Source organism: Stenotrophomonas sp. DR822 (genome assembly GCF_019793815.1).
Taxonomy (GTDB): Bacteria; Pseudomonadota; Gammaproteobacteria; order Xanthomonadales; family Xanthomonadaceae; genus Stenotrophomonas; species Stenotrophomonas indicatrix.
Map to the genome: position 1 here is coordinate 1,388,734 of NZ_CP081826.1, position 15,548 is coordinate 1,404,281.

Consider the following 15,548-nt stretch of genomic DNA (forward strand, 5'->3'; position numbering starts at 1 on the left):
AGAGGCGCAGGGTGCGACCAACGGATCCGTTAAGGCCAGCTGGTTTTTCTTTATCCTGTGCAGAAAAACTGAAGAGGCACCGCGTGGACCTGGTACATCCGCAGTTGAGCGCCTTCACCGCCGTGCTCGAAGAAGGCAGCTTCGAGGCCGCCGCACGCCGCCTGTCGATCAGCCCCTCGGCGTTGTCGCAACGGATCAAGGCGCTTGAAGACCGGCTGGGCCAGGTGCTGGTGGTGCGCCAGGCGCCGTGCCGGCCTACCGCTGCCGGCGAAGTGCTGCTGCGGCGGGTGCGGCCGATGCAGGCACTGCAGGCCGAAGCGCTTGCCGAACTGCTGCCGGAACGCGGCAGCGATGCCACCCGCACGCCGATTCCGCTGGCGGTCAACGACGATTCGCTGGACACCTGGTTCGTCGCCGCCATCGCCGAGCTGCACCAGCGCCACGGCTACCTGTTCGACCTGCGCATGGACGACCAGGACCACACCCTGGAACTGCTGCGCACCGGCAGCGTGCTTGGCGCGGTCACCGCCGAACGCAGACCGCTGAAGGGTTGCAACGTGCATCCGCTGGGCGCGATGCGCTACCGCGCCATCGCCTCACCGGCATTTGCGCGCCGCCACTTCAGCGCGGGCATGCAGGCCGAAGCATTGGCCTCGGCGCCGATGATCGTGTTCAACCGCAAGGATGAACTGCAATGGCGTTTCCTGCGCAGGCTCACCCGCGCGCGAATCCAGCCGCCCGTACACTACCTGCCCTCCTCCACCGGCTTCGTCGATGCTGCCGCGCGTGGGCTGGGCTGGTGCCTGGCGCCGGAGGCCCTGGTCACGCCAGCGGCAGAGGCCGGGCAGATAGTGGTGCTGGAACCGCGTCGCTGGCTCGACGTACCCTTGTTCTGGCAGCATGCCGCCGTGCGTTCGAGCACCTTGCAGCACATCACCCACGCGCTGCGTACCGCCGCGGGCAATACCCTACGTTGAAAAGAGCATGATCCAGACCACCGCAGACCCCGGCTTCACGCGCGGACCACTACCGTTTGCCCACTTCTTCACTACAGGAACGGCATGCGCCTGAGCTGCCCACGGACAAGGATGCATCGCGCGCTCGGCGCTGCCGGCCTGGCCTTGCTGGCCAGCCTGCCGCTGGCTGCAGCGGCACAGACCAGCGCGCCTCCCGCACTGGAATGGGAACAGGCGCGGCAGCGTCTGGAACAGGTCTCCGACGCGCTGGCCGCTGCTGATGCCGGCGTGCGCAACAAGGAAGAACTGCACGAGGCCACTCGCCTGCTGCGCCTGCCGGAGATCACCGGCGAAGTGCGGCGCCTGCAGTTCCAGAAGACACTGACCCTGCCGCTGGGCTCGCTGGCGCCGGTGGCCGAAGCCTTTGGCATCGACTCACCGCTGTCGTTCACCGAGCGCGACTGGCGCACACGGCCGGTGGTCACTGCGGTGCTGCCGCTGTACACCGGCGGCCTGATTCCGGCCGCGCAGCGTGCTGCCGGCGCGGCCAGCGAACAGGCCAGCGCCGAGCGCGAAGCGCAGCGGCAGTCGCTGACCGTGCAACTGGCCCAGGCCTACTTCGGTCAGCGCTTGGCCGAACAGGCAGTGATCGTGCGCCGCGACGTGCGCGATGGCTTGAACCGCCACCTGTCCGATGCCGAGAAACTGGAACGCGAGGGCTTCGCCACGCGTGCGCAGCGCCTGCAGGCCACCGTCGCCCGCGACAAGGCCGAGCGCGAGTACCAGAAGACCCTCAATGATCTGGCCACGCTGAAGGCTGCGCTGGCCACGCTGTTGCGCAGTGGCGGCGATGTGCAGCCGCTGTCGCCGCTGTTCGTGCAGCGCGCGCCGCTGGAACCGGTCGCCACCTTCGAGCGCACCGCGCAGGCACGGCAGCCGCAGATCGCCCGCCTGCGGGCGATCGTGGCGCAGGCCGAACAGGGCGTGCGCGTGCAGCAGGCCAAGCTGAAGCCAACGGTATTCCTGTTCGGCCAGTACGACTTCCGGCGCCGCGACGAAATGCTGACCGATCCGGACTGGGCGTTCGGCATCGGCCTGAAGTACACCTTCCTGTCGCCGAACTCACGGCCGGCACAGATCAGTGCAGCACGCGCGCAGCAGGAACAGGCCGAGGCCGGCCTGCGCGAGGCCGAGAACCAGGTCGCGCTGGGTGTGCGCAAGGCCTGGAACGAGCTGGAAACCGCACGCCAGCAGTTCGTGCTGCTGGACAGCAGCATCGCCCAGGCCGACGAGAACCTGCGCCTGCAGGAGCTGGCCTTCCGCGAAGGCCAGGCCACCTCGCTGGACGTGATCGACGCGCGGCTCGGTCTCGGTGGTGCCCGCGTCGAACGTGCGCAGGCCGCCTACCAATACGATATCGCCTTGGCACAACTGCTCGAGGTGAGTGGACAGATGGACCGCTTTGAAGACCATCGGCGGCGTGCAGACGAGGTAATTGATCATGAGTGATGTGTTGCACGACGAAGCAACGACGCCCCCGGGCAAGCGCCGGCTGGGGCCGATTCTGCTGGTGGTGCTGCTGGTGGCGGTGGTGCTGGGCCTGTGGCTGGCCTGGCGCAGCCCCGCCGACCAGATCCAGGGCATGGCCGACGCCGATACCCTCAACGTGTCCGCCAAGATCACCGCGCGCGTGGCCGAACTGAAGGTCCGCGAGGGCGATCGCGTGCAGGCCGGGCAGGTGCTGTTCCTGCTCGACAGCCCCGAAGTGGCAGCCAAGGAACAGCAAGCGCACGGCGCACTGGCTGCGGCGCAGGCGGTGGCCGACAAGGCTGCCGAAGGCGCACGCAGCGAAGACATCCGCGCAGCCGAAGCCAACTGGAAGCGCGCCGAGGCCGGTGCCACGCTTGCCGATGCCACCTACCGGCGCGTGCAGAACCTGTTCAACGAAGGGGTGATGACCCGGCAGAAGCGCGATGAAGCGGCGGCCCAGGCCACCAGCTCGCGCGAACTGGCCCGCGCCGCCCGCGCCCAGTACGACATGGCGTTGACCGGCGCGCGCGAACAGGACAAGCGTGCCGCGCAGGGCCAGGTGCAGCAGGCCCAGGGCGCGGTGGCGGAAGTCAACGCCGCGCGCGTTGAAGTGGAAGGCCGCGCGCCGGTGGCCGGCGAGATCAACAAGCGCATGGCCGACCCGGGCGAACTGGTGCCAGCCGGCTACCCGGTGTTCACCCTGGTCGACATCGACCGCATGTGGGTGTCGATGAACCTGCGCGAATCGCAGATGCAGGGCCTGAAGGTCGGCAGCAAGCTGCAGGGCAGCGTGCCGGCACTCGGCAAGGACGGTGAGTTCGAGGTCTACTTCATCAATCCCGCGGGCGACTACGCCACCTGGCGCACCACCCGCCAGTCATCGGGCTATGACGTGCGCAGCTTCGAAGTGCGGGTGCGCCCGGTACGCCGCATCGAGGGCTTCCGCCCCGGCATGAGCGTGCTGTTCGCATGGCCGCAGCACTGAACACCAGCCGCAGCAGCTTCGGCAGCTCATGGCAGCGCGAACTGCGCCGGTTGCGCAGCAACCGTGCGGACCTTGCACTGGTCACCGTGCTGCCGCTGTTGATGCTGGTGGTGATGGCCTGGATGTTCTCCGCATCGGTGATGCGCGATGTGCCGATTGCCGTGGTCGACCTTGACCACAGCAGCGACAGCCGCCTGCTGCTGCGCATGCTCGACGCCAGCCCCGGCGTGCGCATCGCCCGCCAACCGGCCGATATGGAGGAGGCGCGCACGCAGCTGCGCCGGCTGGAGGTGTTCGCGGTGGTGCTGGTGCCGCGCGATGTGACCCGCCAGGCGCTGCGCGGCCGGCAGGGTACGGTGTTTTCCTATTACAACGCCACGTACATGACCACCGGCCAGTCCGCCGCTCGGGATATCGGCGACGCGGTATCGGCATGGAACGCGCGGTTGCTGCGCGAACGCATCGGCCTGCAGGTCGGGCCGGGCAAGTTGCGTGCCGCCCCCATCGCGGTGCAGTCGGACATCCTCTTCAATCCGGCGCGCAGCTACGAACTGTTCCTGCTGCCACTGATCTTCCCGGCGGTACTGTCGCTGGTACTGGCGCTGGCCGTGGCCGGCAGCCTCGGCCGTGAGATCCGCGACGGTACCCTGCCCGCCTGGCTGGGCCATGCACCATGGTCGGCCATTGCCGGCAAGGTGCTGCCCTACGTGCTGCTGTTCTCGTTGTACGGCGCGCTGGGCGCGGCCTACCTGGCCTGGCTGCGTGGCGACGGCATCGCTGGCAGCGTGCTTCTTCTGCTGCTCGCACAGCCGCTGTTCTACCTGGCCACCGCGGCCTATGCCCTGTTCTTCGTTGGCGTTACCCGTGACATGGGCACGGCCCTGTCCGCCGTGGGCCTGAGCATCGGCACCGCGCTGGCGTTCTCCAGCGCCACGTTCCCGGTGATCGACGCACCGTTGTTCACCCGCGTCTGGCACCTGCTGCTGCCGCTCAGCGCCTACATCAAGCTGCAGACCCAGCAGCAGTTCATCGGCTCGCCGTTGGCGGTGTCGCTATGGCCGCTGGCCACGCTGCTGCTGATGATCGCGGTTGCTGGCGGCATCGGCGGCTGGCGCCTGCTGGCGTTCGCGCGCACGCCGCAGGCCGCGCAGCCGGCCGGGGCGGGCGCATGAGCCGGATCTGGCACAGCCTGCGACAGACCCTGTTGGCCGTGCTCTGCGACCGCTATGCGATCGTGGTGATGGTCGGCGCGGTGATTCTGTACTCGTTCTTCTACCCCGCCGCCTATCGCCATCAGGTGGCCGGCAACCTGCCCGTGCTGGTGGTCGATGAAGACCACAGCGCGACCAGCCGCGAGCTGCTGCGCAAGCTCGATTCGCTGCGCGTGGCCCATGTGGTCGGGCAACCGGCCGACCTGCAGGAAGCGCGCGCACAGCTGGAGGCGGGCCAGGCCGAAGGTATCGTGCTGATCCCGGCCAACCTGGAACGCGACATCCTGCGCGGGCATCCGGCCAAACTGGTGCTGCTCGGCAACGGCGCCTACCTCGGCCGCGCCAGCTGGGTGCTGGGCAGCGTGGCCGATGCACTGGGTGCGTTCGGCCGTGAGGCGGCGGTCACCCAGGCCGCGTTCATGGGCGCGCCACAGGCACCACCGGTCACCCTCGTGCAGCGGCCCTTGTTCAACACGCAGGAAGGCTATGGCAGCGCGATCGTGCCCGGCGTGGCCGAACTGATCGTGCACCAGACGCTGCTGATGGGCATCGGCGTGCTGCTCGGCGGTCGCCGGCTGGTGCTGGGCCGGCGCCTGCAGTTCGACCTGCCCACCCTGACCGGCATGGCCCTTGGCTTCGGCCTGATCGGGCTGTTCGGGCTGTTCTGGTACGCCGGCTTCACCGCCTGGGTGCAGGACTATCCGCGTGGCGGCAACCCGCTCGGCCAGCTACTCGGCGGCACCCTGTTCATCGCTGCCACGGTGGCGTTCGGCCTGTTCCTCGGCAGCTTCTTCCGCACCCGCGAACGCGCCTTCCAGTACATCATCGCCACCTCGATCCCGCTGTTCTTCCTGGCCAGCCTGTCGTGGCCGGCGGTGATGACCCCGCGCCCGCTGGTGTGGCTGGCGCAGCTGCTGCCGACCACCTCCGGCATCAACCTGATGGTGCGCCTGAACCAGATGGACGCCAGCCTGGCCGAGGTCAGCCACGAACTGATCACCCTGGCCGTGCTGCTGGCGCTGTACGGCGCCCTCGCCCTCTGGCGCCTGCACAGCCCAAAGGGGACGGAGGGGATTAAGTCGTAGCTGGCACGGAGAGGGAAAAAAAGCGACTTAATCCCCTCCGTCCCCTTTTACGGGTCTGGCGCGTACCAGAACGGGATGCTGTACTCGCGACGACGGCTGGGGCCGCGTTCGCCGCCGTCCACGTTCCAGACCAGTCGCAGGTCATGCCGGCCCGGCTTCAGGTCCGCCATCGGCAGATAGCCCACCAGCCCGCGCATGTCCAGGTCGCGGCGTTCCATCGGCACGAAATCGTGCAGGTCGACCTTGCCGCCGTCGAGCTGCACCGTCCACAGCGTGGCCATGCAGTTCACCGCTGCTGTCGCGGCCAGTGCGCCGTGCGCTTCGTTGCTTGCACCACCGGCGCAGCGCTGTCGCGCCACCGGGTTGTCACGCTGCGGGCGATGGGGAATGAACAGGCGCAAGCGCGATGCACTGATGGTATCGGCCGGAATCATCGGATAAGGCAGCAACTGGTCGTGCGCCGAGCGCAGCGATTCGTAGTGCGCGCCCAGCATGCCGTGGTTCACTGCCTCCTCGGTCAGCACGCTGTAGCGGTTGAACAGCGAGAACGTCATCGAGCCATAGACCTGCAGGGCGGCGAGCACCATCGCCAGCATCACCGCCGAAATATAGATCACCGTGAACGAGCGGCCGCGCAGGTTGCTCTGCAGGGTCCACTGCATGGTCTGCAGCAGGCGCAGCATGGGTACCCGCTGCAGGCCAGCCAGCACCGACTGCAGTCGCTTCTCCTGCCGTGCCGTGTCCAGGCCCCGCGCGCGACGCCGCGCGATCGACTTTTCCAGCAGCATCGGCACCATCGCCAGACCGAGCAGACAGAGCATCAACACCGCAACGATTCCCAGCGTGATGCGATCGACATCGCCGAAGGCGGCGCCGATGGCCATCGCCACGCCCAGCGAGACAATGGCCACCACCAGCGTGCCGGCCAGGGTCTGCACGCACAGCAGCGTGGTCGAGAACAGCATGGTGGCAAGCCGGTCCGCGCGTTCAATGGTGCCGTCGAGGCCGCCGTCGCGCTGCTGCAGGAACGCGCGTGAGAACGGCCCCAGCATCGTCAACCGGTCCCAGTCGATACCGTTGGGGAAGTGCGATTTCAGGCCGATCAGGCCGATCCAGTAACCGCGCACGGCCAAGTGGATGATCAAGGCCACCGCCAGCACGTAGCACATGCCGACGCCGATGCTGAAGGCGAACCACAGCGCCTGGAAATAGACACCTTCGGTATGCAGGCTGCTGCGCGCCCACGCGTCGAACAGGTAGCCCGGCACGGCGAGCAGTGCGAAGGCGAGCAGGCCGGAAATGAACAGCTCCAGCTCGTCGGTGCGGTCACGCACGCGGGAGTAGCTGGCTGTCGTGCGAGGCATTGCATCAGCAACATCGGACGGTTCCCGACGGTCTACAGCGCTCGACTTGTTCACTGGCGATTCATCCCTGGAGGTCGGCGCAGTATAGGCATGCGCCCTGCCCCACGGAACCGGTCCGGAAACGGAGAACGCCAGCTCAGGGCCGGCGTTCGGGGTACAGCAGTGTGGAAGGGGTTAGCGCATGGAGGGATCAGCGATAGACGCGCTCACAACGGCGCTCGACCACGCGGTCACCGGTCTTCTGCTGATGGTTGCCCTGGATCTGCCGCCCAGCTGCACCGCCCGCCACGGCACCGGCGACAGTCGCCAGCTTCTTGCCGTTGCCGCCGCCTACCTGGTTGCCCAGCAGGCCACCGACCACGGCGCCCGTAGCGGTACCGGTGATGCGGTTGGGATCGCGGGTATTGCGCTGCACTTCCACGTTCTTGCAGACCACGCGGCTGCCATCGTTGAACTTGCGCCCTTCATCACGCGGGCCGTAATTCTGTGCGCCAGCAACGGACGAGGCCGCCAGCAGGGTGCCCAGCACCATCAGTCGGGTCGAGGTCTTCATGGCCATCTCCTGTGCTCCGGTATGGCGCAAGTGTCTGCCTGCACGTGGCAAATGCAGGTGAAATCCACGTCTCCAGGCGCTCAGCGGCCATCATCGGTTCAGGAACAAAAATGCGCCCATCGCGACCAGCCTCGCGATGGGCGCCGTCTCCCACCCGGCTTAGAACTCTTCCCACCCACCCGTGTTGGCAGCGAGCGACGGGGCATTCCGGAGAGGCACCCCGGTCACGCGACGCACTGGCGGCACGCTCGCAGCGACCGCAGCGAGCATCGGCCGGACCGCTGCTGCCGCCACCGTCGCACCGGTGCGGAACACCGACACCGCCTCGGCCAGCAGGTTGGCCTGTTCTTCCATTGACCGCGCAGCAGCGCTGGCCTCTTCCACCAGCGCAGCGTTCTGCTGGGTGGTTTCGTCCATCTGCATCACCGTCTGGTTGACCTGCTCGATGCCCGAGCTCTGCTCCTGCGAGGCTGCAGAGATCTCCGCCATGATGTCGGTCACCCGCTGCACCGAGGCGACAATCTCGCCCATCGTCGTGCCGGCCTGACGCACCAGCGCCGAGCCGTCGGACACCTTGCCCACCGACTCCTCGATCAGGCCCTTGATCTCCTTGGCCGCTCCCGCCGAGCGCTGTGCCAAGGTGCGCACCTCGCTGGCCACCACCGCAAAACCCCTGCCCTGCTCACCCGCACGTGCCGCTTCCACGGCGGCGTTGAGCGCCAGGATGTTGGTCTGGAAGGCGATGCCATCGATCACGCTGATGATCTCGGCGATCTTCTTCGACGACGCTTCGATGGCGCTCATGGTGGTCACTACCTGCCCCACCACTTCGCCGCCCTGCGAGGCCACCCCATGCGCACCGATCGCCAGCTGGTTGGCCTGGCGCGCGTGTTCGGCGTTCTGCTTCACCGTGGAGGTCAGCTCCTCCATCGACGCTGCCGTTTCTTCCAGGTTGGCCGCCTGCTGCTCGGTACGCCGCGACAGATCGGTATTGCCCGAGGCAATCTCCCCCGCCGCCAGATTGATGCTGGATGCACTGGTCTGGATGCGGCCGACGATCTTGGTCAACTGCTCGACGGTGGCATTGCAGTCGTCCCGCATGCGGGCGAACACGCCGTGGAAGTCACCCTGCATGCGTACGGTCAGATCGCCGCGCGAGATCGCCTGCAACAGACTCGACACCTGCACCAAGTTCTCGTCGGTGGTCTGCATCAACCGGTTCAGCCCGGTCACCATCTCGCCGAAATCATGCTCAAAGCGCGTTTCGTCGCCACGCAGGCTGAAGTCGCCTGCGGCCGCGGCTGTGGCCAGACGGCGGATCTCGCCGTTGATGGCCGACAGACTCGATTTGGTCTCGTCCATCGCCTGGGTGATCGCCGCCTTCTCGCCCGGCAGGCGATCCATGTCCACCGACAGGTCGCCGCGCGCGTAGTGCTTCATCACCTCGATCAGGCGGTTCTGCACGTGCACGTGCGAACCCACCAGCGCGTTGGTGTCATGCACCATGCGCCCGTAATCGCCGGGGAAGGCGTTCTCGTCCATGCGATAACCCAGGCTGCCATCATCGTGCTGCCGCGCCATCTCGCCCTGCGCGGCCATCACCGCCTGCAGCTGCCCCTGCATGCGCTGCATGGACTTCAGCAACTGGGTCACCTCGTCGTTGCCCGAAGCATCGATGACGTTGTCCAGGCGGCCGTTGGCGATGCCATCGGCCAACTTCACCGCGCCCGCCAAGGGGCGGGTCAGGCTGCGGGTGATCGCCCACGCAGCCAGTGCGCCGAGAATCAGGCTGAGCACACCGAAGGCGATGGACAGGGTTCCCGTCCACGCTTCCGTGGCGCGGTATTCCTCACGGCTGCGTTCGGTCAGGGTCTCTTGGTGCCGCAGCAGGCTGGAGATCGCTCCATTCCAGGCGGTGGCCAGACCGTGCTCGGCCAACAGCTCGGTAGCTGCACCGTCGTAGTCGCCCGCCTTCATCCGCTCGTGCAATTGTTGAGTGGAGACGTCGGTGGCCTTGCGTGCCGCCGCGATCTGCGCCACCAGCGTATCGCCGGTGGCATCGCGGGGAATCTTGACGTACTTGTCCCAGATACCGTCGTAGGTGCGGCTCAGTTCCTGCGCCCGCTGGTAATCCTTGTCGAACTCCTCGCCGCGCTTGATCACCATCAGGCGACGATGCATCAGCACCGCGTTGTTGGTATCGAGCATGTCGTTCAACATCCGCATCTTGACCATGTTCACGCCCACCACTTTCTCGAACTGGGCGGACTTCAGATGGTTTCCGTACAGCACCAGGCCGACGATGGCCAGGATGAACAGCAACAGCAGACCGAAGCCGGCGGAAAGCCGGGATCCCACACGGAGGTTGCGTAAGGCGAGCATCTCAATTCCCTTGATCGTGGCCCTATATCGGTGGCGGCACGACCCTGGGGAAACTTTAAGTACATTTATTAAAACAACGCCTCATTAACATAAATGCGTTCAAGCGGATTTTCTTTCTTTGCTGCCTGCTGATTGCCCCCCCGCAGCCCCGCATCGTCCAGCAATGAAGGCGGGTTGGGAACGTATCACCCCGATGAATAAGTCGCGCGCTCTTTGGCAGCGCAACGCTATAGTCGGCGCATGACCGTATTCCTGCAGATCGAAGGCACCGCCATTGTTGATATCCCCAGCCTCTATGCGGAAATCAACCGGGTATTCATGGCCGGCGAAGCCTGGCAGCTCGGGCCCAGTCTCGATGGGCTGGACGATCTGCTGTACGGCGGTTATGGCGCGCTGGCCGGGCACGAAACCGCCACGCTGGTCTGGCGCGACATCGACCGCAGCCGAGAGGCACTGGGATTGGAGGCCACGCGCGCGTGGCTGGAAGACAAGCTGCGGCAGCCGGGTACGTTCAATGCCGAAACCATCGGCCGCCAGCTGGACGCCCTGCAACGTGGCGAGGGGCAGACCTACTTCGACATCGTGATGGATATCTTCGCCAGCCACCCGGACATCACCCTGGTACAGGCCTGAGGCTGCCACGCCTGCTGCCGACGCCCATCAAGGAACGTGGCAACAGGTACCACATGCACAGCAGGAGCTTGCACCACAGCACTTGAGCGACTGTCCGCTGCCATCCTGGCACTTCGCTGCACAACATCCCTTATCGCGAGCGGTTGCCATCGGCGAGGCGATGGCACAGGCAGTCGCCCTGCCATCTCCTCCCAAGGGCGACGCCTCCACCGAATAGTCCAGCACCTGGACGTCGACCTGTCCCCCGCCCAGCCCACGCTTGCGGACACCCAGCGGCCGCCCCTCCAGTGCCGCCGCCTGCACCATCGCCGGAGAGATCGTCAATGCGCCCTCCTGCAGCAGCGTCCCGTCCTGCCACAGGCTCCACTGCAGGTCTGCACCCGCTTCGCCGGCGATTGCCTCCGCTTCGGCAATGTCGACCACCAGGCTATAGCGTTGCCCATGCCTGCCCTCCAGCGCGACGGTCGCCGTGCGCCCCTGCCGCACGCTCAGCCGGGGCGAGAACGCGGGGACCCCGTCGTGCAGCACCCGCAACGCAAGGTGGTGCAGGTCATTCGACGGCGCCGCCTCTGCCGCCAGGGAAAGACCCGCGGTGCAGGCCAGAAATATCGCAAGCAACACCCGAAGGAACATGCATGACTCCGTTTGACCGCCCGATTGCGGCGATCCACCCTCCGCCGGAAATCCCTCCGAAAGCTGTGACCCATAACGCGGATTCACCCAGCACCAGCAGGCTGGCGCCGGCAACGACCGTTTCACTCGCAATCGCCCATCGCCCGAGCCTCCCGCACAACCATTGAAAGTCGCACGCGCCACCGCAGCTGTTCACCTGCGACACGTGCCACGCCCCCGGCAAAAGCGTCCCCCCTGCCCCGACCAGTTACCATGGACAGCCCTGTACCGGCTCCGCCCCGCTGCCCTCCGGCGCGAGCGGACGCCCCTGATCCACGAGTCCCATGTCCAAAGACAAGTCCGCCGAACACACCCCGCTGATGAAGCAAAACGGCTAAAAGAAGATCGTAATCACCAAGAACCTTGTGCCGCAAGGATCTTCGGCATCACCCGCGAGACCCATGCTCCGACGCAACATCGCCGCAACTGGTCTTTGACCAATAACTGAACGCCAGATAGCGAAATGATGTCGCTCTGAGCGACAAAACGGGTGCTTAGCTGTTAGGCTGATGTCGTCATCGCGGGGAGCAACAATCCGTGCCATGGTGTGAGTGGGCGACCACTCGAGGGCGAATAGCCCAAAACACCCCGAGCGACGCGTCAGCGGCCGGCCACGGCCGGGACCATCGGGAAGGGTCAGGTGGCTGCGGCAACGGCTCGCAGCCATAGATTGGAGGAGGGTAGTAACTGGCGTTCCCCATTCTCGATGTAGCAACGGAGCCTTTCCAATCCCGGAAAGGTGCATCGAGGACACCAACATGGTCTCACCTGTTGACAGGAAAGATGACAAGCGCCAGCTGCTGCTGAAATGGTTCAAACGAGTTTTTGGTGGTCCTTGGTTGTTCCGTCTCTTGATGGTCGTGTGGAAGTTGTATGACCACTTTGACCGCTAAGCACGGCGCAGGACATTCGGACTCTAAGACTCATCAGTAGCACCCTCCTTTTTATCTACACATGCAGGAAGAGAGGAAATGCTTCACAAAGCTTTAAAGACGGTCCGCGAGGTTCACCGAATGCAACAAGGTGAGCTGGCGGAGCGCCTGGGCATATCACGCTCTCATCTATCTGAGATCGAGTCAGGAAAGAAGGCTGCGTCAGTCGAGCTTCTACACAAGTTCGCAGAAGTATTCGATGTGCCGCCTTCAACGTTCCTAAGCTTCGCCGAAGCCCTTGAAGGCTCCTCGGAGCGACGTCAGAAGAACGCCAAGAGGCTGATGAAAATCTTGGAATGGACACTGGATTCTAACGATGACGCTCCCCCGGAAAAGCGCTAACCGCTATGACATCACGTCGTCCGCGTTCTTTCGGCTACCGACCTTAAAAGCACTCGCGCGTGTGCTTCAATGGGATGGAACCCCAAGCGCCCTGCGAGCACTGTGCAAACGGCCCGATAACTTCAGCGAGTTCTACCAAACTCATCGTCGGACCGGTAAAAAACGTCTAATTCAGGCTCCAAACGCGGTCGTTAAGCCGCTTCAGAAGCGACTTAACGTACTGCTCAAGCAGATCTGCGTTCCGGACTATCTGCACTCTGGTATCCCGAAGCGCTCTCACCTCACCAATTCCGAATGCCACATGCTTGCGGAAGGCGCAACGGTGACTGTGGATGTCTCCGATTTCTACCCTAGCATCACGCGTCAACGCGTCTTCAAGCTTTTCAGAAACGTATTCCAATGCCCTGGGGATATTGCTGATGCGATGGCCGACTTGGTCTGCTACAACGGAAAGCTAGCGACCGGCTCCCCTGCCAGTGTACTGCTGTCATTTTGGGCCTGCCGTGACATGTTCGACCTGATCGCCAAGCGTGTTGCGGACCAAGGAGGCATGTTCTCGCTCTATGTGGATGACGTTGCAATCACAGGCAACACCATCGGACACGGTGACGTTCGGTGGCTGGATCGTGTCCTAAGAAGGTTCGGCTTTGCCTCGAAAGTGGAGAAAGCAAAAGTCTTTAGGAAGGCGAGCGCCAAAGTGGTTACCGGACGAGCCTTTCGCGATGGGATCAGCAGGGCGCCCAACAGGAAACACAAGGAGATGCACGAGTCTCGAACTCTGGTTAAAGGCACCAGTGCCAGTACCAAGGTCAAACGCGGGTTGGTTGGCCAACTTGAGAACATTGGCAATCTGGACCAGCAGCGCGGCAAGGCCCTGAAAGCGGAAGCTCAGAAGCTACGAAGCACTCTCCCTCCCGCACGACGCCGTCGCCGATCGGCCGCTCTGCCGACCGCTATTTCCGCGGCAGAAAAAGCATAAAGGAAAGCGCGCGGGAACGTCAAAATATCACCGTGTCCCGGAGGGTTGGCACGAAAGTCACGATACCGTAAAAGGTCCAGCAGGTCGTGGACATCTTTTTCCAGCGCCGCAGGTGGCGGAGAAGCTGCGTGAGCGCTCTCCCTCCCGCCACAGGCTCTGGGTGTTTCTGGAAGCACCCACTTTCAGACTAAGACGGGCCTAATGCCACCCCAGCAAAGCGCTCAGCTTCTCTGTCCGACGATGGACACGCGCGAGGCGCCGGTTACAGTCCAAGGCTTGACTAAGACGATGCGGCGGCACAGCCACCTCTACAAGAGGGCAGGAATCGGCTTGCTGGCCACGGCAATACGTTGAGTCCGACAAGGCGACCTGTTCGCTTGCGTTGATCCCCGGCCCTGAGACACCCGCGAAGGTCATGCAACGGGCTAACGCCGCGTTCGGGCCGGACTTGGTGGGGCGCGTCTGGTCGGCCAAGCGAGTGGGAGACCCGCCAACTTATGGCTTGGATCAAGCCGTGGAAAGCAATCGATCCAGGCTCTCGAAGACCACGCCGTTCGCCGGGCAAGTGCCCCCTCCCCCTCCTAGAGGAAGAATTCACCATCTTCAAAATCTGTGGAGGTTATTGCTCATGCGGCGTTCCGATTCAACTGAGTGTGGCCTCCACGCGACAGGGCAGCATACCGTCAGCACCAGATGCCAGCCAGGTGAAATGTTGATCAAAATGCGCCAATATCACTTCAGATCCCGCGTAGCAAAGGTTAGGTGTGACGTGCCAGATTTCGTAGATCCGACACCTGCAATGGAATCATTTCAAAAGGTGCTCCGCGATGGGCTACAGGTGCAGCAAGGTCGTGTGGACCCTAATGTCTCCTTCTATTCCGACAGGGAAACTGGCGCACCAAGGTTCGTGTATACGTATCTGGAATCCGGAGAGCTGAACGCCTACCTCTGCTTAACCCCCTATGAGTATGAGAACGGTTCGCCGGTCTTTGCCGCGGGCTACGCCGTCCCGGTGAAGCACCGGGGCAAGGGGTTGGCGAAGAAGATTTTCGCAGCAGGCATTGAAGAGCTTAGAAACGGGCTAAGAGGTCATCCGCCCTTCTTTGTTGAGGCAATCATCGACCTAGACAACGTTGCTTCGCAGCATGTTGCGTCAGCTGTCCTGGCGGTTGAGCCAAAGCGCGTCACAGATCAAGCCTCGGGAAAGCCAGCCTTCCAATATCTCCGCAAATACGAAACAGGGAGCGATAGGGGATGATCGCTTCTTCTGTGCGATTCGGCGACGGCGCCCCACGACTCGGCATAGCTATTCGAGAAGTTGCCTCGAAGGCGCCGCACAACTTTGTCACGCGCAGCAGGAGCCGGGCGGAAATTGGTCGATTGGCCTAGCGCCCGGCCCTGTCTTCGGCGATTCCAAGTAGCCCGTCAAAATAGGTCCAACATGCCCGCCTCCCCACTCCGTGCCTTTCGCCTGCTCCGAGCGTTTGGTGCCCTTGAGTTCGCATTGAAACAAGTCCCCGAGTTCACCGGCGCTTACTCAAACGGATCCGCCAAGGTGAATTGGCAAGGCGTAGACGCTGCACTCGAAGTGATGCAACCAGAGCTACTCACGTCGACGGTGTCTGAGGCGACCAAGCAGAAGATCCTGGGCGGGAACCGGGATCGTCCCATGGTCCAGATGGTGATCGTGCACGGAGGCCACAACATCGCCTCCTTCCGGGCCGAAGCCCTGAGCGCGTCAGACCCGAGGGCGCTGATGCAAGCCGCCCGCCGGGTTCGTAACAACCTCTTTCACGGAGGGAAGGAAGATCCACTTGAAGAGGCGTTTCCGGGCGATGACAACGAGTGGATATCGGCCGCAACCGATGTCGCCCGGGGCGTTCTTGATCTGGTCGTGAATGGAAGGCTCCGGCCCCTGCCCTGA

Annotated in this window: 14 protein-coding genes; 10 read left to right on the forward strand and 4 right to left on the reverse strand. The window is 64.3% G+C overall.

Features of this window, described 5'->3' with window-relative positions; translation table 11 throughout:
• Positions 1–83 precede the first annotated feature (83 nt).
• The 5 genes from K5K93_RS06415 to K5K93_RS06435 all read left to right on the forward strand — a co-directional run bounded on the left by K5K93_RS06415 (position 84) and on the right by K5K93_RS06435 (position 5,767).
• Positions 84–977 (forward strand): LysR family transcriptional regulator ArgP, encoded by an 894-nt coding sequence (locus K5K93_RS06415; protein ID WP_208081981.1) that lies wholly within the window; start codon positions 84–86, stop codon positions 975–977.
• Between the two features lie 111 nt (positions 978–1,088).
• Complete coding sequence (locus K5K93_RS06420; RefSeq protein WP_222390204.1) at positions 1,089–2,465, forward strand: TolC family protein; 1,377 nt, start codon at positions 1,089–1,091, stop codon at positions 2,463–2,465.
• Entirely contained in the window at positions 2,458–3,471 is a 1,014-nt protein-coding gene (locus K5K93_RS06425) for an efflux RND transporter periplasmic adaptor subunit (RefSeq protein ID WP_025873793.1), read from the forward strand. The genes K5K93_RS06420 and K5K93_RS06425 overlap by 8 nt, the downstream gene beginning before the upstream one ends.
• Positions 3,456–4,643, forward strand: coding sequence for an ABC transporter permease (locus K5K93_RS06430; RefSeq protein ID WP_093817684.1), 1,188 nt, complete (start codon positions 3,456–3,458; stop codon positions 4,641–4,643). The genes K5K93_RS06425 and K5K93_RS06430 overlap by 16 nt, the downstream gene beginning before the upstream one ends.
• Positions 4,640–5,767 carry an ABC transporter permease gene (locus K5K93_RS06435; protein WP_222390205.1) on the forward strand — a complete coding sequence of 376 codons (1,128 nt, stop codon included), beginning with the start codon at positions 4,640–4,642 and terminating at the stop codon, positions 5,765–5,767. The genes K5K93_RS06430 and K5K93_RS06435 overlap by 4 nt, the downstream gene beginning before the upstream one ends.
• A 47-nt stretch (positions 5,768–5,814) precedes the next feature.
• Here the strand turns inward: K5K93_RS06435 and K5K93_RS06440 are convergent, their stop codons facing one another.
• From K5K93_RS06440 to K5K93_RS06450, 3 genes are all read right to left on the reverse strand, one after another.
• The gene (locus K5K93_RS06440) at positions 5,815–7,131 is read right to left on the reverse strand and encodes a hypothetical protein (RefSeq protein ID WP_222390206.1); all 1,317 of its coding nucleotides are present in this window, start codon (positions 7,129–7,131) and stop codon (positions 5,815–5,817) included.
• A 190-nt stretch (positions 7,132–7,321) separates the two neighbouring features.
• On the reverse strand, positions 7,322–7,690 hold the full coding sequence (locus K5K93_RS06445) for a glycine zipper 2TM domain-containing protein (protein WP_025873797.1): 369 nt from the start codon (positions 7,688–7,690) through the stop codon (positions 7,322–7,324).
• Between the two features lie 153 nt (positions 7,691–7,843).
• The gene (locus tag K5K93_RS06450) at positions 7,844–10,066 is read right to left on the reverse strand and encodes a methyl-accepting chemotaxis protein (protein WP_222390210.1); all 2,223 of its coding nucleotides are present in this window, start codon (positions 10,064–10,066) and stop codon (positions 7,844–7,846) included.
• Positions 10,067–10,306: 240 nt separating this feature from the next.
• On the opposite strand from K5K93_RS06450, the gene K5K93_RS06455 reads away from it, so the two are divergent.
• A complete protein-coding gene (locus tag K5K93_RS06455) occupies positions 10,307–10,699 on the forward strand; it encodes a ribonuclease inhibitor (protein WP_222390212.1) in 393 nt (130 codons plus the stop codon).
• A gap of 27 nt (positions 10,700–10,726) precedes the next feature.
• Here the strand turns inward: K5K93_RS06455 and K5K93_RS06460 are convergent, their stop codons facing one another.
• The gene (locus tag K5K93_RS06460; protein WP_093817680.1) at positions 10,727–11,332 is read right to left on the reverse strand and encodes a hypothetical protein; all 606 of its coding nucleotides are present in this window, start codon (positions 11,330–11,332) and stop codon (positions 10,727–10,729) included.
• 1,010 nt (positions 11,333–12,342) lie between these two features.
• On the opposite strand from K5K93_RS06460, the gene K5K93_RS06465 reads away from it, so the two are divergent.
• From K5K93_RS06465 to K5K93_RS06480, 4 genes are all read left to right on the forward strand, one after another.
• Positions 12,343–12,645, forward strand: a complete 303-nt coding sequence (locus K5K93_RS06465; RefSeq protein WP_205404849.1) for a helix-turn-helix transcriptional regulator — start codon at positions 12,343–12,345, stop codon at positions 12,643–12,645.
• Entirely contained in the window at positions 12,620–13,624 is a 1,005-nt protein-coding gene (locus K5K93_RS06470) for a reverse transcriptase family protein (protein ID WP_222390215.1), read from the forward strand. The genes K5K93_RS06465 and K5K93_RS06470 overlap by 26 nt, the downstream gene beginning before the upstream one ends.
• Positions 13,625–14,333: 709 nt before the next feature.
• Positions 14,334–14,882, forward strand: coding sequence for a GNAT family N-acetyltransferase (locus K5K93_RS06475; RefSeq protein WP_155761152.1), 549 nt, complete (start codon positions 14,334–14,336; stop codon positions 14,880–14,882).
• A 246-nt stretch (positions 14,883–15,128) separates the two neighbouring features.
• A complete protein-coding gene (locus tag K5K93_RS06480; protein WP_261311939.1) occupies positions 15,129–15,548 on the forward strand; it encodes a hypothetical protein in 420 nt (139 codons plus the stop codon).